The organism is Streptomyces sp. DvalAA-14 (assembly GCF_900091855.1).
Lineage (GTDB): Bacteria > Actinomycetota > Actinomycetes > Streptomycetales > Streptomycetaceae > Actinacidiphila.
Map to the genome: position 1 here is coordinate 1 of NZ_FMCH01000304.1, position 24928 is coordinate 24928.

The following is a 24928-nucleotide window of genomic DNA, read 5'->3' on the forward strand; positions in this document are numbered from 1 at the left end:
CCGACTCGGGGGCGGGGGCACTTCTGCGTTCGCCACCGGTTATCGTGCAGGCGTGCAGTACGAACTGGTCATCTTCGACAACGACGGCGTCCTCGTGGACAGCGAGCCGCTCTCCAACCGCATCCTGGCGGACTACCTCACCGAACTCGGCCACCCCACCACCTACGAGGACTCGATTCGGGACTTCATGGGCGCGGCCGTGCACCGGATTCACGACGTGGTGCGTGAACGGTCCGGGCGGAGCCTGCCGGACGGGTTCAACGCCGCCTATCACGCACGGGTCTTCGCGGCCTTCGAGCGGGAGTTGCAGCCGGTCGACGGCGTGGTCCCCGTGCTGGAGAAGCTGACCGCGGACGGGGTGCCGTACTGCCTGGCGTCGTCCGGGACCCATGAGCGGATTCGGGTGGCGCTGCGGAAGACCGGGCTCTATGCGCGGTTCGGTGAGCAACGCATCTTCTCGGCGCAGGATGTGGGCCACGGGAAGCCGGCGCCGGATCTGTTTCTGCACGCGGCCCGGACGTTGGGCGTGCGTCCGGAGCGCTGTGCGGTGGTGGAGGACAGCCCGCTCGGTGTCCAGGCGGCCCGCGCCGCGGGGATGGATGTCTTCGGCTTCACCGCGATGACCCCGGCAGCCGAACTCCGGGACGCGACCGCCCTGTTCGACACCATGTCCGCCCTGCCCGACCTGCTGTCCGGTGGCCGTTGACTCGCTGAGCCGGCGAAGCGGCGAGTCGGCGCATCGCTGAGCGATGGGCCGGTCAGTCCTGCTGCGGGCCGTACGAGGCCATCAGGTCGAGCAGACCCTGCGGGGCGTCGGACTGGAAACATATGCGCAGGTTGGCGGCGGATTCGGCGGCTGCGGCGGCGCTGCGGGGGAAGAGCGCCTCTTCGTAGCGGGCCAGGGCGGTTTCCCGGTCGTCGCGGTGGGCGGCGAGGGCCGCGCCCAACGCGGCACCGTCCAGCATGGCGAGGTTGGCGCCCTCACCGGCGAAGGGGGACATGAGGTGGGCGGCGTCGCCGAGCAGGGTGACGCCCGGGACACGGTCCCAGCGGTGGTCCACCGGCAGCGCGTGGATGGGACGGGGGAGGAACGGTCCTTCGGCGTCGCTGATCAGCCCGCGCAGGGGGTCGGCCCAGCCGTCGAAGCAGGCGAGCAGCGCAGCCTTGGCGGCCTCGCTGTCGCCGAAGTCGATGCCGCTGGAGTCGGCCCAGTCCGCCGGAGTCCTCAGGGCGTAGTAGAGGTGCAGGCGGCTGCCGGCGTCGCGGTGGGCGAGGATGCCTTTGCCCTCGGCCAGGGCGAAGAGCATGCCGCCGCCGACCACGCCCGCGCTGACCGGATGCCGGCTGTCGGCGTCGTGCACGTGGGCTTCGACGAAGGAGATCCCGCTGTAGGCGGGGACCGCCTCGGAGAGCAGGGGACGGATCCTCGACCAGGCGCCGTCGGCGCCGACCAGCAGATCGGTGGTGACGGTGGAGCTGTCGGCGAGGGTCACTTCGTGGCGGCCGGCGCCCACCGGCCGGGCGCCGGTCACCTTGGCGCCCCAGCGGACGGTGTCGGCCGGCAGCGCGTCGAGCAGCATGCCGCGCAGGTCGTTGCGGTTGACCTCGGGCCGGCCGCGCAGCCCGTCGTCGGCCTCTTCCAGCCGGACCCGGCCGTGCCGGTCCAGGATGCGCATGGCCTCGCCGCCAGGGTGGATGGCGGCGCGGAACTCGTCGTAGAGGCCGGCCAGGCGCAGCGCCGCTTGGCCGGATTGCTCGTGCATGTCGAGCATGCCGCCCTGGGGGCGGGCGGTGGGGGAACTCTCGAGGTCGAGCACGACCGCCTCGATGCCGTGGACGTGCAGCACGCGCGCCAGGACGAGGCCGCCGAGACCTGCTCCGACGATCGTGATGGGGTGGTGAGTGGTCATGGTGTGTTCCCTTCGGTGGACGGTCGGCCGGGGGCGGTGCGGCCGGTGGCCGGCCGCGGGGTGTGCTGGATGCCGTTGATCAGGAGCTGGAAGCCCCAGGACAGGCGGGCCTCGGGCGGCCCGGAGAGCAGGTCGGCGCCGAGGGCGGCCAGCTGGGGGTGGGTGCGGGGCGAGGCCCCGCGGACGGCCGCGGCGACGGCGTCCCAGTCGTCGCGGGCGGTGGCCGATGCCGTGTCGCGGCCGGCGTGTTCCGCCGCGGTGGCGGTGGCGAACTGGAGCAGCACGTCGACCCCCCAGGCGGCCTGCCCGGCGGGGACACCGCCTTCGGCCAGCAGGCTCAGCAGCGTCTCGACCAGACGCAGGTAGTGCTCGCCGCTGGGCCGGGCGACGAGTGCGGACTGGGCCAGGCCGGGATGCTCGAAGAGCACCAGGGTGTACGAGGTGAGGACGTCTTCCAGGCGGCTGCGCCAGTTCCCGTCCGCCGCGGTGAGGTCGGCCACGGGAGGATCGGCCGGGGCGGGATCTGCGGTGGCCAGGTCGACCGTGCCGAGCAGTTCGTCGAGGATCGCGGCGTGCAGTTCGGCGGTGCTGCCGACGTAGACGTAGAGCGAGGCGGGCCCGGTGTCGAGTTCCTGGGCCAGGCGGCGCATGGTGACTCGTTTCAGGCCCTCGGCGTGCATCAGGCCGACGGCGGTGGCGATGATGCCGGCCCGGGTCAGCGCTGGTTTCGCGGGCCGTTCGCGGCGGCTGCGGGTGCTGTGAGAGCCGTGAGAGCCGTGAGAGCTGTGGGGGCCGGCATCGGTGACGGCGGGGGCTGGAGGGTCGGCTGGGGGCCCGGAGTCCGTCGGCATGGCTCCACCGTAACGAACATGTTCGCTCCGAACAAGTACGGCACGAACATGTTCGTCCCGCGTCCCGGTCGACCGCCCCAAGATCCGTGTCGCCACGAACCTACTCATCCGTAGCGTGTCCCTTTACGCTGCACGCTCATGGATGACGCTCGCCTGATGACCGCGCCGCCGCCGCCCGAGCTGCGGTACGGCCGCGCCGCGCTGTCGGTGAGCTTCTTCGCGCAGGGCGCGCTCTTCGCGCTGCTCGTCACCCGCATCCCGGCGATCCAGGACCGCTACGGGATCAGCGACGGCCTGCTGCCGGTGTTCCTGGCCGCGGTGCCGATCCTGGCCGGGGTCGGCAGCGTGGTGACGGAACAGCTGGTCAAGCGGGTGCGGCCGAGCGTGGTGCTGCGCTGGGTGCAGCCGGTGGTCGGGCTGGTGCTGGTCGGGCTCGGCGCGGGGGACCGGCTGTGGGTGGCCGCGGTGACGCTGGCGCTGTTCGGGGTGTGTGTCGGCGGCCTGGACGCGTCGATGAACATGCTCGGGGTGAGCCTCCAGCGGGCGTACGGCAAGAGCATCATGCTGGGCTTTCACGCCGCGTACAGCCTGGGCGGCATTGTCGGGGCGTCGCTGGCCTGGTCCGGGGCGCACTGGCACCTGGCGCTGTTCACGCTGTACGGCCCGACCGTGCTGGTCCTGGTCCCGCTGACGCTGACCGCCAGCCGCTGGTACCGGGACCAGCAGCCCGGCGACGGCACCGAACTGGAGAAGGCGGCGCGGTCCGGGGCGGCCCCGCAGCAGGTGGTGATGAAGCTGCTGCTGCCGCTGTGCCTGGTGATGGCGTTCGCGTACATCGGCGACTCGACCGTCTCCAACTGGAGTGCGAAGTACCTGCAGGACACGCTGCACAGTTCGGACGAGCTGTCCACCGTCCCGTACGCCGTCTACATGGTGACGACGCTGATCGGCCGGTCGGTGGGGGACTTCGGGGTGCGGCGGTTCGGTGCGGCGCCGGTGGTCCGGCTGGGCACGGTGGTGGCGGTGGCCGGCTTCGCGGTGGTGGCGGTGGCGCCCGGGGCGTGGGTGGGCATTCTCGGCTTCCTGCTGGTCGGGTTCGGGCTGTGCGTCATCGTGCCGCAGACCTTCGCGGCGGCCGGGCGGATATTCCCCGGGGCGTCGGACTCGGCGATCGCGCGGCTGAATATCTTCAACTACGTGGGATTCCTCGCCGGTTCCCCACTGGTGGGCGCGCTCGGGGACGTGTGGAGTTTCCGCGGCGCGATGGTGGTGCCGTTGGTGCTGGTGGGGGCGACCCTGCTCTACGCCAAGTCTTTCGAGGCGGGTCCGGTTGGGTACGGTGTCGGCCATGACCGGCCGCGCAAAGCTGATGTGGGATGAGCAGGTAACGCAGTACGACTTCGGTCCGGGGCACCCGATGGACCCGGTGCGGCTGACGCTGACCAGGAGTCTGGTGCGGGCGTTCGGCCTCGACGGCGCGCTGCCCGTGGTGGCGGCGCCGGCCGCCGGGGAGTCGACGCTGGCGCTGGTGCACCGGCCGGAGTACGTGGCCGCGGTCAAGCAGGCGTCGGCCGAACCGCGGGCCGCAGACGTGGCGTTCGGGATCGGGACGGTGGACAACCCGGCGTTCGCCGGGATGCACGAGGTGGCGTCGCTGATCGCGGGCCAGTCGGTCGGGGCCGCCGAGGCGGTGTGGGGCGGCGAGGTGGCGCACGCGGTGAACTTCGCCGGCGGCCTGCACCACGCGATGCCGTCCGCGGCGGCCGGATTCTGCGTCTACAACGACGCGGCGCTGGCCGTGGCACGGCTGCTGGAGCTGGGCGCGGAGCGGGTGGCGTACGTCGATGTGGACGTCCACCACGGGGACGGTGTCCAGGAGGTCTTCTGGAACGACTCCCGGGTGCTGACCATCTCGGTGCACGAGCACCCGAGCACGCTGTTCCCGCAGACGGGTTGGCCGGAGGAGACCGGTGGGCCGCAGGCGGAGGGCGGCGCGGTCAATGTGGCCCTGCCGGCCGGGACGGGTGACGCGGGATGGCTGCGGGCCTTCGACGCGGTGGTCCCGGAGTTGCTGGCCGCCTTCCGGCCGCAGGTGCTGGTCTCCCAGCACGGCGCCGACACCCACTTCGAGGACCCGCTGGCGCACCTGGCGGTCTCGCTGGACGCGCAGCGGCTGGTCGCGGAGGCCTGCCACGCCCTCGCGCACGAGCACGCGCAGGGGCGCTGGGTCGCGCTCGGCGGCGGCGGTTACGCGGTCACCGATGTCGTACCGCGGATCTGGACGCATCTGGTGGCGATCGCGGCCGGGGTGCCGATCCCGCCGCGGACGCCGGTGCCCGAGGACTGGCGGCACGAGGTCTATGCCAAGACCCGGGCGACGGCGCCGTTGCGGATGACAGACGGGCGCGAGCCGGGTTTTTCCGGCTTCGACGACGCGGGCTACGATCCCGCGTCGCGGTTGGACCAGGCGATTCTGGCGACCCGGCGGGCGGTTTTTCCCGCGCACGGGCTGTTGCCCTGATCTCGGGCGGCCGATCCCTGACCGCTGATCGCCGATCCCTGTTCCCCGGCCCGGGGCGACTGTGCCGTCCGTGCCGTCCGCCCGCGGCCTGTTGCTCCGCGGTTTCTCCGACATTTCCGAACGCCGCATTCACTGCGGCAGCCGGCCGTGTTGGGTTTTGTCGCGTCACTCGCAAGGGGTGTATTTCGGGATTTGGGCCGCGCGGGACCGCCGGGGTGGAGACCATCGGAAGGTGCTGAGTGTCGGGGCGCTGCGGGCGCATTTGGTGGCGGCGAGGCTGGCCGGGCAGGTGACGACGTCCAGGGAGGGGAGTTTGCGGAGTTATCGGCAGTTCGCGGCCCGTGATCCGCGCCACACCCTGGGGCTGGAGCCGGAGGGGGAATGGGGCGTCGGGGAGTTGCTGCGCCTGATGGCGGACCGGTGCGGGGTGTCACCGGACCCGGCGGAGACCTCGGGGCCGGACGTGATCGACCCGGACTGTACAGTGGCGGCGCTGGACGCGTTCGCCGAGCGGCTCGCGAGGGCGGCGCACGACCGGATTCCGGTGCTGCTGGGCACAGGACATCCACATCGCCTCCTCGGCTTCTACGCATCGTTGGCGGCGGCGCTGTCGGCGGCGGGCTGCGCTGTGCTCACCCCCGCGTACGCACGCGGCGTGGACATGCCGACACAATTCGGCGTACGCCGGCACAACATTCGGTATGTCGGCGGAGTCGCCGTGGTGCTTCCGGCGGAAGCCGGCAGTCCGGATCCGAGGGGCCCGGGGGACGACGGACCGGGGGTCCACACCCACTCGCCGCTGCCCGTCCGGGCGGCTCTCGCGGGGGCCGCGGAGCACGGTGGTGTGCTGCCCGGACTGGTGGTCGGGGACCACGGATTCATTTGCGGAGCAGGGCAGTTGGGCATTGAGGCGATCGGTCTGGGAGACGCCGACGACCCCGCGGTGTTCGTGGCCGAAGCCGAGGGAAGGATCTCGGTCGCAGTGCCTCTGGACGACACCGTCCGGTCCGATTACTACCGACCGCTGACGCGATACGTACTCAATCGGGCCTGGCTCTCACAGTAGTCAACCATTCGCAACTCCTCTTCCCCACTTGCATCATCCGCCCCTAATCTGTGGGGGAGCGCACATGCCTTTTTAAGTCGCCGGAGGGGAAGCCGGTGGCGCATGTGCGGAAGGTTCAGGTGTGTCATGTCTGTAGCTGCTGAAAGTCGGCCTCTGAACGAGGTCGTGTTCCTGACCGTTGCCGAAGTCGCTTCGGTCATGCGGGTCTCCAAGATGACGGTGTACCGGCTGGTGCACAGCGGTCATCTGCCGGCGATCCGCGTGGGCCGGTCCTTCCGGGTTCCGGAGCAGGCCGTCCACGACTACCTCCGCGAGTCCTACGTGGGGGTGGAATCTGCCTGAGAGGGCCCGGTAACGGGCTGATGACCGACAGCGGCGGCCTCGGTCACACCCGCCCCTCGGGGCGGGTAGGCTTGGCCGACGTAGGTCGTGTGGGCTCGGACGCCCCGCACCGAGTGAAACCGAAGCGAGGGTAGTCGTGGGCTCTGTCATCAAGAAGCGGCGTAAGCGTATGGCCAAGAAGAAGCACCGCAAGCTTCTGAAGCGGACGCGCGTTCAGCGCCGCAACAAGAAGTAAGCGGGCCGTTCGCCGCCGCTCCCACTGCCCCCCTCCACAGCTGCCGAGGCCGAACGGCCTTGACAGCGCCGGAGGGGGGCAGTGGCATGTCCGGGGTCCGGGCGGGGCGTCACCGCTCCTTGACGCCGCGACGGTACGGTGACCCCAACCCCTAGGAGGCGCTGATCGTGGGCAAGGTGGTCCTCGTCACCGGAGCCGCGCGGCAGCTCGGCGGCCGGTTCGTACGGCGTGTGCAGCGCGCGCCCGAGGTCGAGCGGGTGATCGCTGTCGACGCGGTGCCGCCGGAGCACGACCTGGGCAGCGCCGAGTTCGTCCGCGCCGACATCCGGCAGCCGATGATCGGCAAGGTGCTGGCGCAGCACTCGGTGGACACCGTGGTGCACCTGGACGTGAGCGGCACCCCGTTGGGCTCGGGCGGCCGTACGCAGGCCAAGGAGACCAACGTCATCGGCACCATGCAGCTGCTCGGCGCCTGCCAGAAGGCCCCGACCGTGCGCCGGCTGGTCGTCAAGTCCACCACCAGTGTCTACGGGTCCGCCCCGCGCGACCCGGCGGTCTTCAGCGAGACCACGCCGGTGAAATCGCTGCCCAGCGGCGGTTTCGCCAAGGACGCGGTGGAGGTCGAGGGGTACGTCCGGGGCTTCGCGCGCCGGCGGCCGGATGTGGCCGTCGCGGTGCTGCGGTTCGCCAACATCCTCGGGCCGCACGCGGACACCCCGCTGGCGGAGTACTTCGGGCTGCCGGTGCTGCCGACCGTTCTCGGCTACGACCCGAGGCTGCAGTTCGTGCACGAGGACGACGTCAACGAGGTGCTCGTGGTGGCCTCGACCGAGGCCCGGCGCGGCACGTACAACAACGGCACCTTCAACATCGCCGGGGACGGCGTGCTGCTGCTGTCGCAGAGCGCGCGCCGGCTCGGCAAGCCCACCGTGCCCGTCCTGCTGCCGGCCGTCACCTGGCTGGGGCGGCTGCTGCGGACCGCGGGCGTCACCGACTTCTCGGCCGAACAGATCAGGCTGCTGACACACGGCAGGGTGGTGGACACCCGGCAGATGCGTGAGACGCTCGGTTTCGTGGCTACCTACAGCACGGCCGAGACCTTCTACGACTTCGCCCGCGGCCGCGGCCCGGGCCTGCTGCCGCCGGACCAGGTCGGAGCCGCGGTGGACCGGCTCGCGGCGCTGGTCCCGGCCGATCGCGACTGACGGCCGGATGACGCACGACGAGCAGCCCGTGGCGGCGGAAGGAGCAGGAACCATGGCGGATGCCAAGGTCATCCCGTTCGACGAGGACTCGCGGGCGCGCCGCGGCGGCGCCGGCCGAGGCCGGGCGCGGAGCCGCAAGAACCCGAACACCGAAGCGGCGCACGGCCGTCCGGCCGCGCCCGGTGCCGGGCAGCCGCCGCTCGCACCGGTGCCCGGGGCGCCGGAGATCCCCGTCCAGGCAGCGGCCCAGGGCCGGCCGCAGGACCGTGCGGCCGGACTGCCGCAGGAGGACCCCACGCCGCCGACCGCCCCCGGGATCGCCGACACGCTCGGCGGAGTCGCCGACCGGCTGCTCGGCGGCCCCTGGGAGCGCAAGGTCGCCTCCGGGCTGGCGTTCCTGCGGCGCCGCGTCACGGGGGAATACGAGGTCGACGAGTTCGGCTATGACGCCGAGCTGACCGACCAGGTGCTGATGTCGCTGCTGCGGCCGCTGTTCCAGAGCTACTTCCGGGTCGAGGTCAAGGGCATCGAGAACATCCCGGCGGAGGGCGGCGCGCTGGTGGTGTGCAACCACTCGGGGACGCTGCCGATGGACGGGCTGATGGCGCAGGTCGCCGTGCACGACCACCACCCCGCGGGCCGGCATCTGCGGCTGCTCGCCGCCGACCTGGTGTTCGTGCTGCCGCTGATCAACGAACTGGCCAGGAAGCTGGGCCACACGCTGGCGTGCACGGAGGACGCGCAGTCGCTGCTGGAGCGCGGCGAGGTGGTCGGGGTGATGCCGGAGGGCTTCAAGGGCCTGGGCAAGCCGTTCGCCGAGCGATACAAGCTGCAGCGCTTCGGGCGGGGAGGCTTCGTGGCGACGGCGCTGAAGACGAAGGTGCCGATCATTCCGTGTTCGGTGGTCGGCGCGGAGGAGATCTACCCGATGCTGGGCAACTCGCGCACGCTGGCGCGGGTGCTGGGCATTCCCTACTTTCCCCTCACGCCGACGTTTCCCTGGCTGGGGCCGCTCGGCACGGTCCCGCTGCCCACCAAGTGGACGATTCAGTTCGGCGAGCCGATCCCGACGGACAGCTATCCGCCGGAGGCGGCGGAGGACCCGATGCTGGTCTTCAACCTGACGGACCAGGTGCGGGAAACGATTCAGCACACGCTGTACGAGCTGCTGGTACAGCGGAGGTCGGTGTTTTTCTGAGGAGTACCCCTCAGCGCCCGCAGTGCCCTCAGCGCCCCCTGGGGGCGCTGAGGGGTGTGGTCACTGCGAGGAATCGTCGTCGCCGTCCAGGCCGAGGCCGGGCAGGAGCCCGGGCAGGGAGCGGGGGGAGGACGACGGAGTGGTGGGGCGGGGTGGTCGGGGCGGTGGGGGAGCCGCTGGGTGTGGTGGGGGTCGAGGTGGGCGGGTTGAGGAGGTCGCCGGCGCCGCCGATCAGGCCGTGCTGGGCGGTGTCGGACGGGGAAGGGCTGGGGCTGTGACCCGTACCGGCGTGGCCGGCGGCATCGCCGGTCGTCGCTGAGGTGGACGGGGATGCCGAGCCGGTGCCTGGGGGGGTGCTGCCGGTGCCGCCGGATTCGGGATCGCCCTCGTCGTCGCGCGAGGCGGACGGGGAGCCGGTGTCCGCGGGCGCGGGCAGCAGCGACTGGAGCGGAGCGACCTCTTGGTCTATGGCGGCGAAGATCGAACTCACCTGATCGGACACATCGGTGAGCTGGCTGGGCAGCTTGCCGCGCAGATCCGTCCAGCTCTCGCGGTGTGCCTGCGAGAAGGAGTTCAGCAGCTCGATCGGCTGCAGCGAGCCGTCCTCCTGATACGCCTGGGTGAGCAGCCGGTGGCCCTCGGCGGCCTCCTGGTGCATCCCGGACAGGGCCTTGCGCACCTCGCCGACCGACTCGTCGTCGAGCTGGCCGCCGCGGCCGCGGTCCATCAGCCGGCGGGCCTCCTGCATGCGCGTGGACGCCATGTCGAGGTAGACCTCGCCGCGGGAGGCGTCACCGCCCGCCATGTCCAGCTTGAGGTCCTCCATGCCGCGCTTGAGCCCGTAGAGGTGATCGCCGGGCAGCGCGTTGGTGCTGGCGGCGGCCACCCCGCCGAAGGCGCCGGCCGCGACGCCGACGGACAGGCCGCCGACCGCGAGCCGCCGGGTCAGCCGGGAGCGCGCGCTGGGCTTGCGCACCCGGTGCCCGCCCGTGCCGCCGCTCTCGGTGCGCTGCTCCGGGACGCGGCCGACCGCTGTGAAGCTGCCGTCGGCCAGTGCCTGCTCCATCGCGGCGATCAGCTGGGCGCGCTGAATCGTCTTGTGCTCGGCGTCCATGACCGGGCGCGGCCGCGCGCTGAGGGTCGCGGCCAGCGCCAGCATGGTGGCCTGCTCGGGGTCGGCGTGCCGGGCGGCGGCATGCGCGCCGCCGTGCGAACCCGAACCGCCGTGTCCGCCGCGCCCCGCGGGGCCGCGGGTACCGGCGGACTCCGCCGCGGGGTCACCGACGCCGGGCTCGCCGTCGGTCTCCCCGACGGCGGCGGCGTCCTCAACGGCCTGGGCGAAGGCGTTCGCCCGGCGGTGTGCCGTTGCCTGTCCGATCACGGGCGGCACCTCCTCTCGTCATCCACACTCGACTCCCCGCGCCGTCCAGAAGTTGCGTCCCCACCGCCTGTCCACCCGAACGGGTGAAAGGCGGTGAGCGGCGCGCGGCGCAAAAGTGTCTGCATGTGATGCAACGACTGCCGCTCCGGTTGGGTTACGCAGGTCTGATGATCGGCCCAGGGCCATCCGGGGGACAACCGATCCTCACCGGGCGTCTTCCGGCAGCAGCCGTGCGAGCGTGCGCACCGCCCGGTATTGCAGCGTTTTGATGGCGCCTTCGTTCTTGCCCATCACCCGGGCCGTCTCGGCCACCGACAGGCCCTGCAGGAAGCGCAGCGTCACGCACTCCTGCTGCTGCGGGTTGAGCTTGCGGACGGCGGTCAGCAGCGCCTCGTTGGACAGCGACTCCAGTACCGAGTCCTCGGGGCTGCGTTCCACCTCATTGGCGTCGAGCATTTCGCCGGTGGTCACTTCGAGGCGGAAACGGCTCGATTTGAAGTGGTCGGCGACCAGATTGCGGGCGATGGTGACCAGCCAGGCGCCGAAATCCCGGCCCTGCCAGGTGAAGGTGCCGATCCGGCGCAGTGCCCGCAGGAACGTCTCGCTGGTCAGGTCCTCGGCGGTCGCCTTGGAGCCGACCCGGTAGTAGATGTAGCGGTAGACGGTGTCGCTGTAGTGGTCGTAGAGCCGTCCGAAGGCCTCGGTCTCGCCGTCCTGGGCCTGTTCGACCAGGTCCATCATCCGGCCGCTGTCGGTGTCCGAGGCGGGCCGGCGGGCGTGGGTGCCCTGGGCGGTGGCGGCGGTGCCGTTGCGGTCGGAGTGGGCGGAACCGTTGCGGGAGCGTCTGCCTGCGGCTGTGCTGACTTCGGCGAGGGCATGGGCCGGGCCGGGGACGATGGGACCGGACGTGGCGAGGGTGGGCATGGCGTACGCGGGGACCGTGCGCAGCAGGCGGTCAATCACCAGTGCGCGCAACGCAGCCAGGCCAGAGGTGTCAACCCCGTCGTGTGGGTACACGGGACTCCCAGAGGCAGAACTTCCATCACGTGCAGTACGGGACTTCACCCGTCGTAGCGACGTGTGGGTACCGGATTGCGTCTGAGGAGAATAACGCTTCGTACAGGCGACGCTACACCGAGTTGCTCAAATCGCGGTTTCCGTTGCTTCTCGTACGGAATAGCGATCGGTCAATTATCGAACAGGCACTGTCGGTTGACCACTTCTGCTCGTGAAGTGGTCGCGGAGAGTGCGTGTTGTGGCCGTGTGCCGAACACGGCGGCCGGAATCGCCGCCGTCCGGACCCGGAAGACCGGGCCCGGAACGACCGGGCCCGGAAGACCGGGCCCGGACGGGCGAGCCGGGGCGACAAGCCGCGGCCGGGTGGTGTGCGGAGCGCGTTCGGGTCGTGTTCCGCTCGGGTCGCGGGCCGGCTCAGCGGTGCCGGCGCCGGATGGCCACGCCGGCCAGCACGCCGCCGGCGACCGCGCCCATGCCCGCGGCGGCCGGCAGGCCGATCCGCACCGCCCTGCGCCCGGTGCGGTAGTCGCGCAGTCGCCAGCCCTCGGCGCGGGCGTGCTTGCGCAGCCGGCTGTCCGGGTTGATCGCGTAGGGGTGGCCGACCAGCGAGAGGATCGGGATGTCGTTGGCGGAGTCGCTGTACGCGGCGCACCGCGACAGGTCCAGGTCCTCGGCGGTGGCCAGCGCCCGTACCGCCTCGGCCTTGGCCGGGCCGTGCAGCGGCTCGCCGACCAGCCGGCCGGTGTAGACGCCGCCGACGGACTCGGCCACCGTGCCGAGGGCGCCGGTCAGGCCGAGCCGGCGGGCGATGATGCTGGCGGTCTCGACCGGAGCCGCGGTCACCAGCCAGACCCGCTGCCCGGCGTCCAGGTGGGCCTGCGCCAGCGCGCGGGTGCCGGGCCAGATCTTGCCCGCCATGTACTCGTCGTAGATCTCCTCGCCGATGGACATCAGTTCCTCGACGCGGTGGCCCTTGACGATGGACAGCGCGCTGTCGCGGGCGTCCTGCATGTGCTCGGGGTCCTCGGCGCCGGCCATCCTGAAGTACGCCTGCTGCCAGGCGAATCGGACCAGGTCGCGCTTGTCGAAGAACTTCCGCTTGTACAGGCCGCGGCCGAAGTGGAAGATCGCGGCGCCCTGCATCACCGTGTTGTCCAGGTCGAAGAAGGCGGCGGCGCGCGGGTCCCCGGCCACCGGGAACTGCGGTTCGGCCGGACCGGCGGGCGCATCGAGGGGCACATCGACGGGCACATCGGCGGCCAGGTCCGGCGCCGCCATCGCGTCCGGCGTCCGCGGCAGCAGGTCCTCGGGCCGGGGCTTCGTCGCCAGCGCGGCCTCCGCCGCGGCCTCGCCTGCCAGCACGCTCCGCCCGGTGGCGGCCTGCTTACGAGTAGTGAGCCATCTGGGTGCGGCCATAGCGCGAGCATAGTCATCCGCGGCGGCGGGACCGGAGCGCCCACTTTGCGAGTGCCTGAACTCCACGCGTCACAATGGCGCACATGACGACTTCCAGCCCCGTACCGGGGACTTCGGGGCCCGCGACGCGGACCGTGACGCTGATCGGCAAGCCGGGCTGCCATCTGTGCGACGACGCGCGGGCGGTGATCGAGCGGGTGGCCGCGCAGACCGGGGCGGTGGTGGAGGAGCGGGACATCACCCGGGAGCAGGACCTGTACGACCGGTACTGGGAGCAGATCCCGGTGGTCCTGGTGGACGGCGAGCAGCACACGTTCTGGCGGGTGGACGAGCGGCGGCTGCGGTCGGCGCTGACCGACCCCCGGTAACCGCACGTGAATGCGCGCACGAGCCGCCGACCGTTTTGAGACCGTTATCCGCGCTCGCACGCATTCGATTAGCATCGGTGGCGATTTGTTCACCCGGGGGCGAAGCGTGAGGAGTGTGACCACGTGCTCTCGGGCCGCAGCCCGTCCACGACCGGCTACGCCGTGGTGGACCTGGAGGCGACCGGCTCGTCCTCGCGCCGGCACCGGGTGATCGAACTCGCCGTGGTGCTGCTGGACTCCGAACTGGTGCCGCAGGGCGAGTTCACCACCCTGGTCGACCCGCAGGGCCCGGTCGGGCCCACCCACATCCACGGTATCGAGCCGCAACACCTGCGCGGGGCGCCGCGCTTCGCCGGCATCGCGGTGCGGCTGCTGGGGCTGCTGCGCGGCCGGGTGCTGGTCGGGCACAACGTGGGCTGCGACCGGGCGTTCCTGGCGGCGGAGTACGCGCGGGTGGGGCTGCGGCTGCCGGCCGTGCCGGAGCTGTGCACGATGCGGATGGCGGCCGAGCGCGGCCGGGGGGAGCCGGCGCCGTTCGGGCTGGGTCTGCGGGCCTGCGCCGCCGCGATCGGGATCACCGACTGGAGTCCGCACACCGCGCTCGGTGACGCCCGCGCCACTGCTGCGCTCTTCACCGCCTATGTGACCGAAGCGTCCCGGGCCGCCGGTGACGACGACGCGGCCCGCGCCGCCGGCCTGGCCGAGCAACTCGGTGTCGCCGCCGTGCTGCGCTGGCCGGAGCCGGCCGGACTGCTGGCCGCGGCCGATGCGCTGTGGGTGAGCCGGGGCAACGAATCCGTCCGGAGATCCGTGCCCAATGCCCCTCCTGGGCGTGCGTGATGCCGGTCACTTCCGCCGGGCAAATCGGACACCATCTTTGTGCACGCGTTCACAAAGACATAGCCTGGCCCGCACGGGGCGTCCCCAAAGACCGTGGTCGTCCTCAGCCCAGCTCTACCCGCAGGAGCATCGTGGCAACAGGCCGATCGCACCGACCGGCGACCCGGAGCCGAGGGATTCCCGAGGCCACCGTCGCCCGACTACCGCTGTACCTGCGGGCGCTGACGGCTCTCTCGGAGCGGTCGGTGCCTACTGTGTCCTCGGAGGAGCTCGCCGCCGCGGCCGGGGTCAACTCGGCCAAGCTGCGCAAGGACTTCTCCTACCTCGGCTCGTACGGGACCAGGGGCGTCGGCTACGACGTCGAGTACCTCGTCTACCAGATCAGCCGCGAGCTCGGACTCACCCAGGACTGGCCGGTCGTCATCGTCGGTATCGGCAATCTCGGCGCGGCCCTCGCCAACTACGGCGGCTTCGCCTCCCGCGGCTTCCGGGTCGCCGCCCTGCTCGACGCGGACGCGGCCCTGGCCGGGAAGCTGGTGGCGGGCCTGCCGGTGCGGCACATCGATGAGCTGGAGGCGATCGTCGACGACAACCAGGTGTCGATCGGCGTGATCGCCACCCCCGCGGGCGCCGCCCAGGAGGTCACCGACCGGCTGGTCGCCGCCGGGGTCACCTCCATCCTCAACTTCGCTCCCACCGTGCTGTCGGTGCCCGACGGGGTGGACGTACGCAAGGTCGACCTGTCGATCGAGCTGCAGATCCTCGCCTTCCACGAGCAGCGCAAGGCCGGTGAAGGACGCCAGGACCCGGACGGGGACGTACCCGCCGTGATGCCGGCATGAGTGTTCTGGTCGTCGGCCTCAGCCACCGCACCGCGCCGGTCAGCGTGCTGGAGCGCGCCACTCTCGACCAGGGCGCGCGGACCAAACTGCTGCAGGACGCGCTGGCCGCCGAACCCGCCACCGAGGCGGTGGCACTGGCCACCTGCAACCGGATCGAGCTGTACGCGGACGTCGACAAGTTCCACGCGGGCGTCGCCGAGCTGTCCACGCTGCTGGCCCAGCACAGCGGGGTCGGCCTGGAGGAGCTCACGCCCTACCTGTACGTGCACTACGAGGACCGGGCCGTCCACCACCTGCTCACGGTGGCCTGCGGGCTGGACTCGATGGTGGTCGGCGAGGGCCAGATCCTCGGCCAGATAAAGGACGCCCTGGCCATCGGCCAGGAACTGCACACCGCGGGCCGGCTGCTCAACGACCTGTTCCAGCAGGCGCTGCGGGTCGGCAAGCGGGCCCACTCCGAGACCGGCATCGACCGGGCCGGCCAGTCGCTGGTCACCTTCGGCCTGGCCCAGCTCACCCCCGCCACCGGCGATGTACGCGGCAAGCGCGCGCTCGTCGTCGGTGCCGGTTCGATGTCCTCGCTGGCCGCGGCCACCCTGGCCAGGGCCGGGGTCGCCGAACTCACCATCGCCAACCGCACCGTGGAGCGCGCCGAGCGGCTGGCCCACACGCTCAGCGAGCAGGGCACGCCGGCCCGGGCGATCACCATGTCCGCGGTGGCGGCCGCGCTGGCCGACGCGGATCTGGTGGTGTCCTGCACCGGCGCCGCCGGCCTGGTGCTGACCGCCGACGACCTGCGCGCCGCGGTGGCGGCCCGCCCGGGCGGCGCGCCGCTGGCCGTGCTCGACCTGGCGATGCCCCGCGACATCGACGGCGCCGCGGGCGAGGTCGACGGTGTGACGCTGGTGGACATAGAGTCGCTCGCCGCCGCCTCGGCGGACGCCCCGATGGCCGCCGACGTGGACCAGGTCCGGGAGATCGTCGCCTCCGAGGTCGCCGCCTTCGGCACCGCCCAGCGGGCCGCCCGGATCACCCCCACCGTGGTGGCGCTGCGGGCGATGGCCGCCGATGTCGTAGCGGGTGAACTTTCCCGGCTCGACGGTAGGCTGCCCGATCTGAACGACAAGCAGCGTGCGGAGATCACCCAGACCGTGCGCCGCGTCGTGGACAAGCTCCTGCACGCGCCCACCGTGCGGGTCAAGCAGCTCGCGGGTGAGCCCGGCGGCGCCGGGTACGCCGACGCGCTGCGGGAACTCTTCGACCTCGACCCGCTGGCGGTCGCCGCCGTCAGCCGGGCCGACACCACCCCGGGCGCCGCCGCCCAGGGCACCGCAGAACCGAATCGAGGGCGGGCATGAACACCCCCACCGGCCGCGAACCCAACGATCACGGCCCGGACCAGACGCGATCCCCCGGCCCGGCGGGTTCCGCCGCGGCGACCGGCAGCGGCCCGGCAGCGGGGAGCGCCCGCAGCGGCGGCTCGCCGCGCCCGCTGCGCCTGGGCACCCGGCGCAGCAAACTCGCCATGGCCCAGTCCGGGACGGTCGCCGCGCGCGTGACCGAAGTCACCGGCCGGCCCGTGGAACTGGTCGAGATCACCACGTACGGCGATGTGTCGAAGGAGAGCCTGGCGCAGATCGGCGGCACCGGGGTCTTCGTCTCCGCGCTGCGGGACGCCCTGCTGTCCGGTGCGATCGACTTCGCGGTGCACAGCCTGAAGGACCTGCCCACCGCCGACCCCGAGGGCCTGGTGCTGGCCGCGATCCCGGACCGCGAGGATCCGCGGGACGCGCTGGTCGCCCGGGACGGCCTCGGCTTCGCGGCACTGCCGCCCGGCGCCACCGTCGGCACCGGCTCGCCGCGCCGGATGGCGCAGCTCAACGCGTGGGCACGGTCACACGGGCTGCACATCGAGACGGTCCCGATCCGTGGCAACGTTGACACCCGGATCGGGTACGTTACTTCCGGCAAGCTCGACGCGGTTGTGCTGGCCGCCGCCGGGCTGAACCGTATCGGCAGGCTCGCGGAGGCGAGCGAGCTGATCGACACCGACGTCGTACTTCCGGCCCCCGGCCAAGGGGCGCTGGCTGTCGAATGCGCCGCCTCCAACCCGGAGCTGGCCGCACAGCTGGGCGAGCTGGACGACCCGTTCACCCGGGCCGCCGTGACCGCCGAGCGATCCCTGCTCGCCGCCCTCGAGGCCGGCTGCTCCGCCCCTGTGGGCGCGCTGGCCGACCTTGTGGCCGACGGGCAGAATTCCGAGCTGCGTCTGCGCGGCGTCGTCGGCACCACCGACGGCACGGCGCTGGTGCAGATGTCCATCACCGGTCCCGTACCGGCATCGGACGACGAAGCGCGATCCCTGGGCCGCGAACTCGCCGTGCGGATGCTCGCCAAGGGTGCGGCCGGTCTTATGGGGGAGCGCACACCTTGAACCCCGCCGCCGTCGCAACAACGAACCCTGCCGGTACGTCCGGTGCCGCCGGTCTGCCGGGCACCGCGGACCGCACCGGCGCCGCCGGCCCGCCGAAATCCGGGCCCACCGCTGTCACCGGTCACGTCACCTTCCTCGGTGCCGGGCCCGGTGACCCCGGGCTGCTGACCCTGCGCGCCGTGGAGGCGCTCGCCCGCGCCGACCTGCTGGTCGGCGACGCCCTGGTCCTCGACGTCGTCCGCACGCATGCCCGCGCCGATGTGGGCACGGCTCAACCGGCCGCCGACGGCGAGGTGTTGGACTCGGCCGCAGAACGTTCCGCTGCTGCCGCACAGCTTGTCATGGCGTCCGCGCGCACCGGCAAGCGGGTGGTGCGTGCGGTCACCGGCGACCCCGGATTCGACTCCGGCGCCGCCGCCGAGATGCTCGCCTGCGCCCAGGCCGGCATCCCCTTCGAGGTCGTCCCGGGGGTGGCCGCCGCCCTCGGCGTGCCCGCCTACGCCGGGGTGCCGCTCAGCGGCAACGTCCGGTTCCTGGACGCGACCAGCGCCGCCGAGAACTGCTGGAGCGAGGTCGGGCTGAGCGACGCCACCCTTGTGGTGTCCACCACTTTGCAGACCGTCGCGGCCGCTGCCGCCGAGCTCGTCGGCGCCGGGCGCAAGCCCGACACCCTGCTGACCGTCACGGTGGCCGGCACCACCACCCGGCAGCGCACCTGGACCGCCACCCTCGGCACGATCGCCGCCGAGCTCAAGGCCACCAAGGCGCTGCCCACCCCCGAGGGGCCGATCGCGGCGATAGCCGTGGTCGGCGAGCGGACCGCCCACCGGCAGCATCTGTCGTGGTTCGAGACGAAGCCGCTGTTCGGCTGGCGGGTGCTCGTACCGCGCACCAAGGAGCAGGCCGCGTCCCTCTCCGACCAGCTCCGCTCGTACGGCGCGGTGCCGCACGAGGTGCCGACCATCGCGGTCGAGCCGCCGCGCACGCCGCAGCAGATGGAGCGGGCCGTCAAGGGCCTGGTCACCGGCCGCTACGAGTGGATCGCCTTCACCTCGGTGAACGCGGTCAAGGCGGTCCGGGAGAAGTTCGAGGAGTACGGGCTGGACGCGCGGGCGTTCGCCGGGATCAAGGTCGCCTCCGTCGGGGAGCAGACCGCGCGGGCCCTGATCGAGTTCGGCGTGAAGCCGGACCTGGTGCCCAGCGGTGAGCAGTCGGCGGCCGGGCTGCTGGAGGACTGGCCGCCGTACGACCCGGTCTTCGACCCGATCGACCGGGTGTTCCTGCCGCGCGCCGACATCGCGACCGAGACGCTGGTGGCCGGGCTGGTCGAGCTGGGCTGGGAGGTGGACGACGTGACCGCCTACCGCACGGTCCGCGCGTCGCCGCCGCCGGCCGACACCCGGGAGGCGATCAAGGGCGGCGGTTTCGACGCGGTGCTCTTCACCTCGTCCTCGACGGTGCGGAATCTGGTGGGCATCGCCGGCAAGCCGCACAACGTGACGGTCATCGCCTGTATCGGTCCGGCCACCGCCAAGACCGCGGAGGAGCACGGGCTCCGGGTCGACGTGATGGCCCCGGAGCCGTCCGTGCTGGCGCTGGCGCAGGCGCTGGCCGACTTCGGCACGGCCCGCCGCGAGGCGGCGGAGGAAGCCGGTGACACGGTGACCCGCCCGAGCGAGCGCCGCCCGGGCGCGCGACGCCGGACGCGGGTCTAGGCCCGGACAGGGCCTAGCGGGCCCTTCCCTCCGGGGGTGAGGGCTGGGCTGGCGGCCTGGTGCGGGTGCGTCGTGGTTGCTCGGGCAGCTCCTCGCGCCCCTTTGGGCTGGGGGTTGCGCGCCTCGCGGGGGGATTCGTGCCCGTAGGGGCGCGAGGAACTGCGCGCTCGGCAGGCCGCCGGCCGGTGGTCCGGCCACGGCCGGAAGGGGCAAGGCGGTCGGGCCCGGTACGGGAGGCGGCAGCCGACTTCGCGTCGGGAAGAGCATCGACCGCGGCGGCGTACCGTGGTAAGGGTTCCCCGGACCGCACGGGTCCGGGGGGTCGAGCGGAAGGCGGCGCCAGCCATGAGCCGGTACGGCGAGTTTCCCGGTGCGCGCCCACGGCGCCTCCGCACCACCCCCGCCATGCGCCGCCTCGTCGCCGAGACCCGGCTGCACCCGGCCGAGCTGATCCTCCCGATGTTCGTCCGCGAAGGTCTCAGCGAGCCCGCGCCCATCTCCTCGATGCCCGGTGTCGTCCAGCACACCCGGGACAGCCTGCGCAAGGCGGTCACCGAGGCCGCCGCGGCCGGCGTCGGCGGCGTCATGCTCTTCGGGGTGCCCGAGGTGAAGGACGCGGTGGGCAGCCAGGGCACCGACCCCGACGGCATCCTGCAGCGCGCGATCCGCGACGTGGTCGCCGAGGTCGGCGACGCGGTCGTCATCATGTCCGACCTGTGCCTGGACGAGTACACCGACCACGGCCACTGCGGCGTCCTGGACGACCAGGGCCGGGTCGACAACGACGCCACGCTGGAGCGTTACGCGGAGATGGCCCAGGTCCAGGCGGACGCGGGCGTCCACGTGGTCGGGCCGTCCGGGATGATGGACGGCCAGGTCGGCGTCGTGCGCGACGCGCTGGACGAGATCGGCGCCCAGGACGTGGCGATCCTCGCCTACACGGTGAAGTACGCCTCCGCCTTCTACGGCCCGTTCCGCGAGGCCGTGAACTCCGCGCTCATCGGCGATCGCAAGACCTACCAGCAGGACCCGGCCAACTTCAGCGACTCGATGCGGGAACTGGCCCTCGACCTGGAGGAGGGCGCGGACATGGTGATGGTCAAGCCGGCCCTGCCCTACCTCGACGTGCTGCGCAAGGTCGCCGACACGGTGGACGTACCGGTGGCGGCCTACCAGATCTCCGGCGAGTACGCGATGGTCGAGGCGGCGGCGGCCAACGGCTGGATCGACCGGGACCGTACGATCATGGAGGCGCTCACCTCGATCCGGCGGGCGGGCGCGAACATGATCCTCACCTACTGGGCGACCGAGGTCGCCGAACGCCTGTAGGTTCTGACGGGTCCGGCGGAACGTCGACGAGTGGAAGAAGGGGAGGGGCGCACATGAGCGGCATACCCTCGACCGTGGTGGTCTCCGGTCTGACCGTGGCCGCACTGGCCGTCGTCTCCGCCCTGGCGATACAGGCCAACGGCAGCCCGGCCGCCGCGCACCTGGCGCCCCCGGCGCCGCACAAGGCCACCGCCAGCGCCAAGCCGAGCGCCCCGCCGCCCCCGCCGCCGGTCCCGCCGCACTCCGACACCGGCAAGCGGATCGTCTACTCCCTGTCCCAGCAGCGCGTCTGGGTCGTCCCGCGCACCGGCCCGGTGTCGACCTTCACGGTCACCCCGGGCACGGTCCCGGCCCAGCCCGGCACGTACTTCGTCGGTGACCGCAAGCCGGTCAGCACCGGCAGCGACGGCGTGAAGATCGAGCACGTCGTGTTCTTCGAGTTCACCGCCGAGACCTGGGTCGCCTTCTCCGCCCCCGCCGACGACAAGGTCGTCAAGCCCGATTCGTCCCTGCGCACCGGCGCGATCCGCGCCCACCGGGCGGACATCACCAAGATCTGGAACAACACGGTCCGCGGGTCCACCGTCGTCGTCCTCAAGTAACTTTTTGCGTCGCCCCCGTCCATCCCGCCCACCCTGTCCGGAGCTTGCCGCGGCAATTGCCGTCGGCTGCCGCGAACGGAATGCGGCAATGCCCGCGGGGGGTTAAGCCGGCCGACCGGAAAAGGCGCCCGGTGTTCGTATCCGCCCAGGTCAGTGCGCACGTGCGGGCTGCCTTCGGGACGCCCGCACATCGTCGGCGGAACAATGACCTTCGTGGCGCGACGCGTGCTGTTGCCCTCTCAAGTCGCCCTGTCGACAGGGCACTTCACAGCTGATCTTCGCCGCGTTTTCGCGTGCCGCCCGAATTTCCCGCCGACGCGATGAGGTCCGCGGGTCCGTCCCGGCGGGGTGCCCGCGGCTGTGCGCGGGCCAGGTGCGGACCGTGCGCGACCCATGCGCGGGCTGTGTGCGTCGCGGGCCGTCCGGAGCGCCCCCAGCACGTCACATTGGATCTTGCAAGTAAAAGTATAGATTCAGCATTGATGTGTCTGGATATTGCGCGCTGAAGTCGTGGACGTTACGGTCCCACTTGCGCCGTCACCCGTCTCCCCCTGTCCACACCGACGCAGGATCACCTCGCCACCCACTGTTCACAGGTCTGGCGAGCTCTCTTGCTGTGTCCAACCCGCTTCACCCCGACGGGCGGTCACCACGGTGTGCAGTTCCGGCATTTCGTGTCGAGAGGAGCAGTAGGTGTTCCAGTCCATCCGAGAACTGAGACGAGCGTTCGTCATAGCGGTCAGCACCACATCGCTGGTCGCCGCGGGCGTCTTGGCTCTGGCGGCCCAACCGGCGGTGGCCGCGACCGCCACCGGCGGCAGCGGCGCAAGCCTGCCGTACGTCGAGGTGCAGGCGGAGAACTCCGCCACCAACGGAACGACGATCGGTCCGAGCTTCGCCGCGGGCCAGCTGGCCGACGAGGCGTCGTACCGCAAGGCCGTGACCCTGCAGGGCTCGGGCCAGTACGTCAGCTTCACCACACCGGTGGCGACCAACTCGATCGACTTCCGGTACAGCATCCCGGACGGCGCCGGCGGCGCGGTCTACAACGCGCCGCTGTCGCTGTATGTCAACGGCGCCAAGCAGACCGACTTCAACCTGACGAACGCCTACAGCTGGTACTACGGCAGCTACCCGTTTACCAACTCCCCGGGCAGCAACCCGCACCACTTCTACGACGAGGCGCACCGGCTCTTCCCGACCACCTATCCGGCCGGCACGACCTTCAAGCTGCAGGTCGACCCGGGGGACTCCGCCTCCTCCTACACGCTCGACTTCGCCGACTTCGAGAACGTCGGCGCCGCGCTGACCCAGCCCGCCGGCTCGGTGTCGGTGACCAGCAAGGGCGCCGACGCCAGCGGTTCGGCCGACGCGACCAGCGCCTTCAACGCCGCCATCGCCGCGGCCGGTTCGGGCGGCACGGTGTGGATCCCGCCGGGCACGTACAACGTCCCGGGCCACATCGCGGTCAACAACGTGACCGTGGCCGGCGCCGGCATGTGGTACTCGACCGTCACCGGTACCGCGCCGGGCTTCTACGGCAACTCCGCCCCGTCGCCGAGCACCAATGTGCACCTGCAGAACTTCGCCATCTTCGGCAATGTGCAGGAGCGCGACGACAGCGCGCAGGTCAACGGCATCGGCGGGGCGCTGAGCAACTCGACCGTCTCCAGCGTGTGGATCGACCACATGAAGGTCGGGGCCTGGATGGACGGGCCGATGGACAAGCTGACCTTCAGCGGGATGCGCATCCGCGACACCACCGCGGACGGCATCAACTTCCACGGCGGCGTCACCAACTCCACCGTCACCAACAGCGACATCCGCAACACCGGTGACGACGGCATCGCGACCTGGGCGGACTCCGCCCTCGGCGCCGACGCCAACGACACGATCTCCAACAACACCGTGCAGGACCAGATCCTCGCCAACGGCATCGCGATCTACGGCGGTCACGACAACACCGTCAGCGGCAACCTGGTCCAGGACACCGGCCTCGCCCAGGGCGGCGGCATCCACGTGGGGCAGCGCTTCACGTCCACGCCGGTCGGCACCACCACGATCTCCAACAACACCCTGATCCGCGACGGCAGCCTCGACCCGAACTGGCAGTTCGGCGTCGGCGCGCTGTGGTTCGACGGCAGCCAGGGCGCGATCACCGGCCCGATCAACGTGAGCAACGCGCTGATCGAGCAGAGCCCCTACGAGGCCGTCCAGTGGGTCGAGGGCACCGTCAGCGGGGTCAACCTCAGCAACGTCACCATCGCCGGCACCGGCACCTTCGCCCTGCAGGAGCAGACCGGCGGCGCGGCCAAGTTCACCAACGTCACGGCGACCGGGGTCGGCGCGCCCTCCCCGGTCTACAGCTGCGAAGGCGGGAACTTCGTCGTCACCGACGGCGGCGGCAACTCCGGCATCACCGGCACCCCGGTCTGCGGCCCCTGGCCGACGCCGGTCTTCCCGCCCTACCCGGTCACCGGCGTCTCGGCGAGCCCCGGCGCGTTGAACTTCGGTTCGGTCGCCACCGGTGCCACCAGCGCCGCCCAGACCGTCACGGTCACCAACCCGACCAACGCGGCGGCGTCCGTCTCCTCCATCGCCGCCGCCGGTGACTTCGCCCAGACCAACACCTGCGGCTCGTCGATCGCGGCGAACAGCTCGTGCACGGTCAGCGTGACCTTCAAGCCGACCGCCACCGGCACCCGCAGCGGAACGCTGACGGTCAACGCCGGCGGCCTCACCAACACGGTGACCCTGTCCGGCACCGGCACCGCGCCCGGCCCGGTCCTGAACGCCACCCCCGGCGGCCTGTCCTTCGCCGCCACCGTGGTCGGCTCCACCGCCACCGCGCAGACCGTGACGGTGACCAACTCCGGCACCACCTCGGCCACCGTCTCCAACGTCGCGGTGACCGGTGACTTCAGCCAGACCAACAACTGCTCCACCATCGCGGTCGGTGCCTCCTGCGCCGTGACCGTCTCCTTCAAGCCGACGGCCGGCGGCGCCCGCAGCGGCAACCTGACCGTCACCAGCAACGCCAACAACAGCCCGACCACGGTCGGTCTGAGCGGCAGCGGCATCGACAGCACCACCAACATCGCGGCCGGCCAGCCCGCGTCGGCCAGCTCGAGCAGCAGCCCCTACGTTGCCTCGAACATCACCGACTCGGACACCTCGACCTACTGGGAGAGCGCCAGCGGCGCCTTCCCGCAGTGGGCCCAGGTCGACCTCGGCAAGAACTTCAGCGTCGGCAAGATCACCCTGAAGCTCCCGCCGGCCGCCGCGTGGGCCACCCGCACCGAGACCCTGTCGGTCCAGGGGTCCACGGACGGCTCGACCTTCTCCACCCTGGTCGGCTCGGCCGGATACACCTTCGACCCGAGCGCCAACAACAACACCGTCACCATCAACTTCAACGCCGCCACCGAGCGGTACCTCCGGGTGAACATCACCGGCAACACCGGATGGCCGGCCGGCCAGCTGTCCGACTTCGCGGTCTACCCCAGCGGTGGCGGCGGCACGACGCCGGCGGCGACGCTGTCGGTCGCGCCGTCCTCGCTGAGCTTCGCCACGCAGGCGCTGAACACCGCGAGCAGCGCGCAGACGGTCACGGTGTCCAACACCGGCACCGCCGCCGCGTCGGTGTCGGGTGTCAG

General features: G+C 71.8%; 21 protein-coding genes and 1 pseudogene. 17 read left to right on the forward strand and 5 right to left on the reverse strand.

Going from position 1 to position 24928, the window contains the following annotated elements:
* Window positions 1-52: 52 nt before the first annotated feature.
* Window positions 53-706 (forward strand): HAD family hydrolase, encoded by a 654-nt coding sequence (locus GA0115240_RS15330; RefSeq protein ID WP_093737234.1) that lies wholly within the window; start codon window positions 53-55, stop codon window positions 704-706.
* A gap of 52 nt (window positions 707-758) precedes the next feature.
* Here the strand turns inward: GA0115240_RS15330 and GA0115240_RS15335 are convergent, their stop codons facing one another.
* Window positions 759-1910 carry an FAD-dependent oxidoreductase gene (locus tag GA0115240_RS15335; protein ID WP_093737235.1) on the reverse strand — a complete coding sequence of 384 codons (1152 nt, stop codon included), beginning with the start codon at window positions 1908-1910 and terminating at the stop codon, window positions 759-761.
* Window positions 1907-2761 (reverse strand): TetR/AcrR family transcriptional regulator, encoded by an 855-nt coding sequence (locus GA0115240_RS15340; protein ID WP_093737236.1) that lies wholly within the window; start codon window positions 2759-2761, stop codon window positions 1907-1909. Before GA0115240_RS15340 ends, GA0115240_RS15335 begins: the two co-directional genes overlap by 4 nt.
* Window positions 2762-2899: 138 nt before the next feature.
* On the opposite strand from GA0115240_RS15340, the gene GA0115240_RS15345 reads away from it, so the two are divergent.
* From GA0115240_RS15345 to GA0115240_RS15375, 7 genes are all read left to right on the forward strand, one after another.
* Window positions 2900-4141 (forward strand): MFS transporter, encoded by a 1242-nt coding sequence (locus GA0115240_RS15345; protein WP_237554897.1) that lies wholly within the window; start codon window positions 2900-2902, stop codon window positions 4139-4141.
* Window positions 4110-5282: an acetoin utilization protein AcuC gene (locus tag GA0115240_RS15350; protein WP_093737238.1), complete on the forward strand. Its 1173-nt coding sequence runs from the start codon at window positions 4110-4112 to the stop codon at window positions 5280-5282. The genes GA0115240_RS15345 and GA0115240_RS15350 overlap by 32 nt, the downstream gene beginning before the upstream one ends.
* Before the next feature lie 232 nt (window positions 5283-5514).
* Window positions 5515-6348, forward strand: coding sequence for a phosphatase (locus GA0115240_RS15355; RefSeq protein ID WP_093737239.1), 834 nt, complete (start codon window positions 5515-5517; stop codon window positions 6346-6348).
* A 126-nt stretch (window positions 6349-6474) separates the two neighbouring features.
* Window positions 6475-6690 (forward strand): helix-turn-helix domain-containing protein, encoded by a 216-nt coding sequence (locus tag GA0115240_RS15360; RefSeq protein ID WP_161302236.1) that lies wholly within the window; start codon window positions 6475-6477, stop codon window positions 6688-6690.
* Between the two features lie 136 nt (window positions 6691-6826).
* Window positions 6827-6925 carry a 30S ribosomal protein bS22 gene (locus GA0115240_RS15365; RefSeq protein ID WP_003948845.1) on the forward strand — a complete coding sequence of 33 codons (99 nt, stop codon included), beginning with the start codon at window positions 6827-6829 and terminating at the stop codon, window positions 6923-6925.
* Window positions 6926-7092: 167 nt separating this feature from the next.
* Window positions 7093-8130 carry an NAD-dependent epimerase/dehydratase family protein gene (locus GA0115240_RS15370; RefSeq protein ID WP_093737241.1) on the forward strand — a complete coding sequence of 346 codons (1038 nt, stop codon included), beginning with the start codon at window positions 7093-7095 and terminating at the stop codon, window positions 8128-8130.
* Between the two features lie 52 nt (window positions 8131-8182).
* A complete protein-coding gene (locus tag GA0115240_RS15375; protein ID WP_093737242.1) occupies window positions 8183-9328 on the forward strand; it encodes a lysophospholipid acyltransferase family protein in 1146 nt (381 codons plus the stop codon).
* 60 nt (window positions 9329-9388) lie between these two features.
* Here GA0115240_RS15375 and GA0115240_RS15380 read toward each other — a convergent pair.
* The 3 genes and pseudogenes from GA0115240_RS15380 to GA0115240_RS15390 form a co-directional block, all read right to left on the reverse strand.
* A pseudogene (locus GA0115240_RS15380) lies at window positions 9389-10709 on the reverse strand (DUF5667 domain-containing protein).
* 204 nt (window positions 10710-10913) lie between these two features.
* On the reverse strand, window positions 10914-11726 hold the full coding sequence (locus tag GA0115240_RS15385; protein WP_093737243.1) for an ECF subfamily RNA polymerase sigma factor, BldN family: 813 nt from the start codon (window positions 11724-11726) through the stop codon (window positions 10914-10916).
* A 414-nt stretch (window positions 11727-12140) separates the two neighbouring features.
* On the reverse strand, window positions 12141-13142 hold the full coding sequence (locus tag GA0115240_RS15390; protein WP_093737244.1) for an HAD family hydrolase: 1002 nt from the start codon (window positions 13140-13142) through the stop codon (window positions 12141-12143).
* Window positions 13143-13225: 83 nt separating this feature from the next.
* Between GA0115240_RS15390 and GA0115240_RS15395 the strand changes: the two genes are divergently transcribed.
* The 9 genes from GA0115240_RS15395 to GA0115240_RS15435 form a co-directional block, all read left to right on the forward strand.
* A complete protein-coding gene (locus tag GA0115240_RS15395; RefSeq protein ID WP_093737245.1) occupies window positions 13226-13510 on the forward strand; it encodes a glutaredoxin family protein in 285 nt (94 codons plus the stop codon).
* 123 nt (window positions 13511-13633) lie between these two features.
* Window positions 13634-14350 (forward strand): 3'-5' exonuclease, encoded by a 717-nt coding sequence (locus tag GA0115240_RS15400; RefSeq protein ID WP_256069819.1) that lies wholly within the window; start codon window positions 13634-13636, stop codon window positions 14348-14350.
* A 131-nt stretch (window positions 14351-14481) separates the two neighbouring features.
* Window positions 14482-15192 carry a redox-sensing transcriptional repressor Rex gene (locus GA0115240_RS15405; RefSeq protein ID WP_093737246.1) on the forward strand — a complete coding sequence of 237 codons (711 nt, stop codon included), beginning with the start codon at window positions 14482-14484 and terminating at the stop codon, window positions 15190-15192.
* Window positions 15189-16550: a glutamyl-tRNA reductase gene (locus GA0115240_RS15410; RefSeq protein WP_093737247.1), complete on the forward strand. Its 1362-nt coding sequence runs from the start codon at window positions 15189-15191 to the stop codon at window positions 16548-16550. Before GA0115240_RS15405 ends, GA0115240_RS15410 begins: the two co-directional genes overlap by 4 nt.
* The gene (gene hemC / locus GA0115240_RS15415; protein WP_093737248.1) at window positions 16547-17626 is read left to right on the forward strand and encodes a hydroxymethylbilane synthase; all 1080 of its coding nucleotides are present in this window, start codon (window positions 16547-16549) and stop codon (window positions 17624-17626) included. The genes GA0115240_RS15410 and hemC overlap by 4 nt, the downstream gene beginning before the upstream one ends.
* 53 nt (window positions 17627-17679) lie before the next feature.
* Window positions 17680-19341 (forward strand): uroporphyrinogen-III synthase, encoded by a 1662-nt coding sequence (locus tag GA0115240_RS15420; protein WP_093737253.1) that lies wholly within the window; start codon window positions 17680-17682, stop codon window positions 19339-19341.
* A gap of 345 nt (window positions 19342-19686) precedes the next feature.
* Window positions 19687-20670, forward strand: a complete 984-nt coding sequence (gene hemB, locus GA0115240_RS15425; protein ID WP_093737249.1) for a porphobilinogen synthase — start codon at window positions 19687-19689, stop codon at window positions 20668-20670.
* 53 nt (window positions 20671-20723) lie between these two features.
* A complete protein-coding gene (locus GA0115240_RS15430; protein ID WP_093737250.1) occupies window positions 20724-21272 on the forward strand; it encodes a L,D-transpeptidase in 549 nt (182 codons plus the stop codon).
* 693 nt (window positions 21273-21965) lie between these two features.
* Window positions 21966-24928, forward strand: a 2963-nt coding sequence (locus GA0115240_RS15435; RefSeq protein ID WP_093737251.1) for a choice-of-anchor D domain-containing protein, incomplete at its 3' end; no start/stop codon positions are given.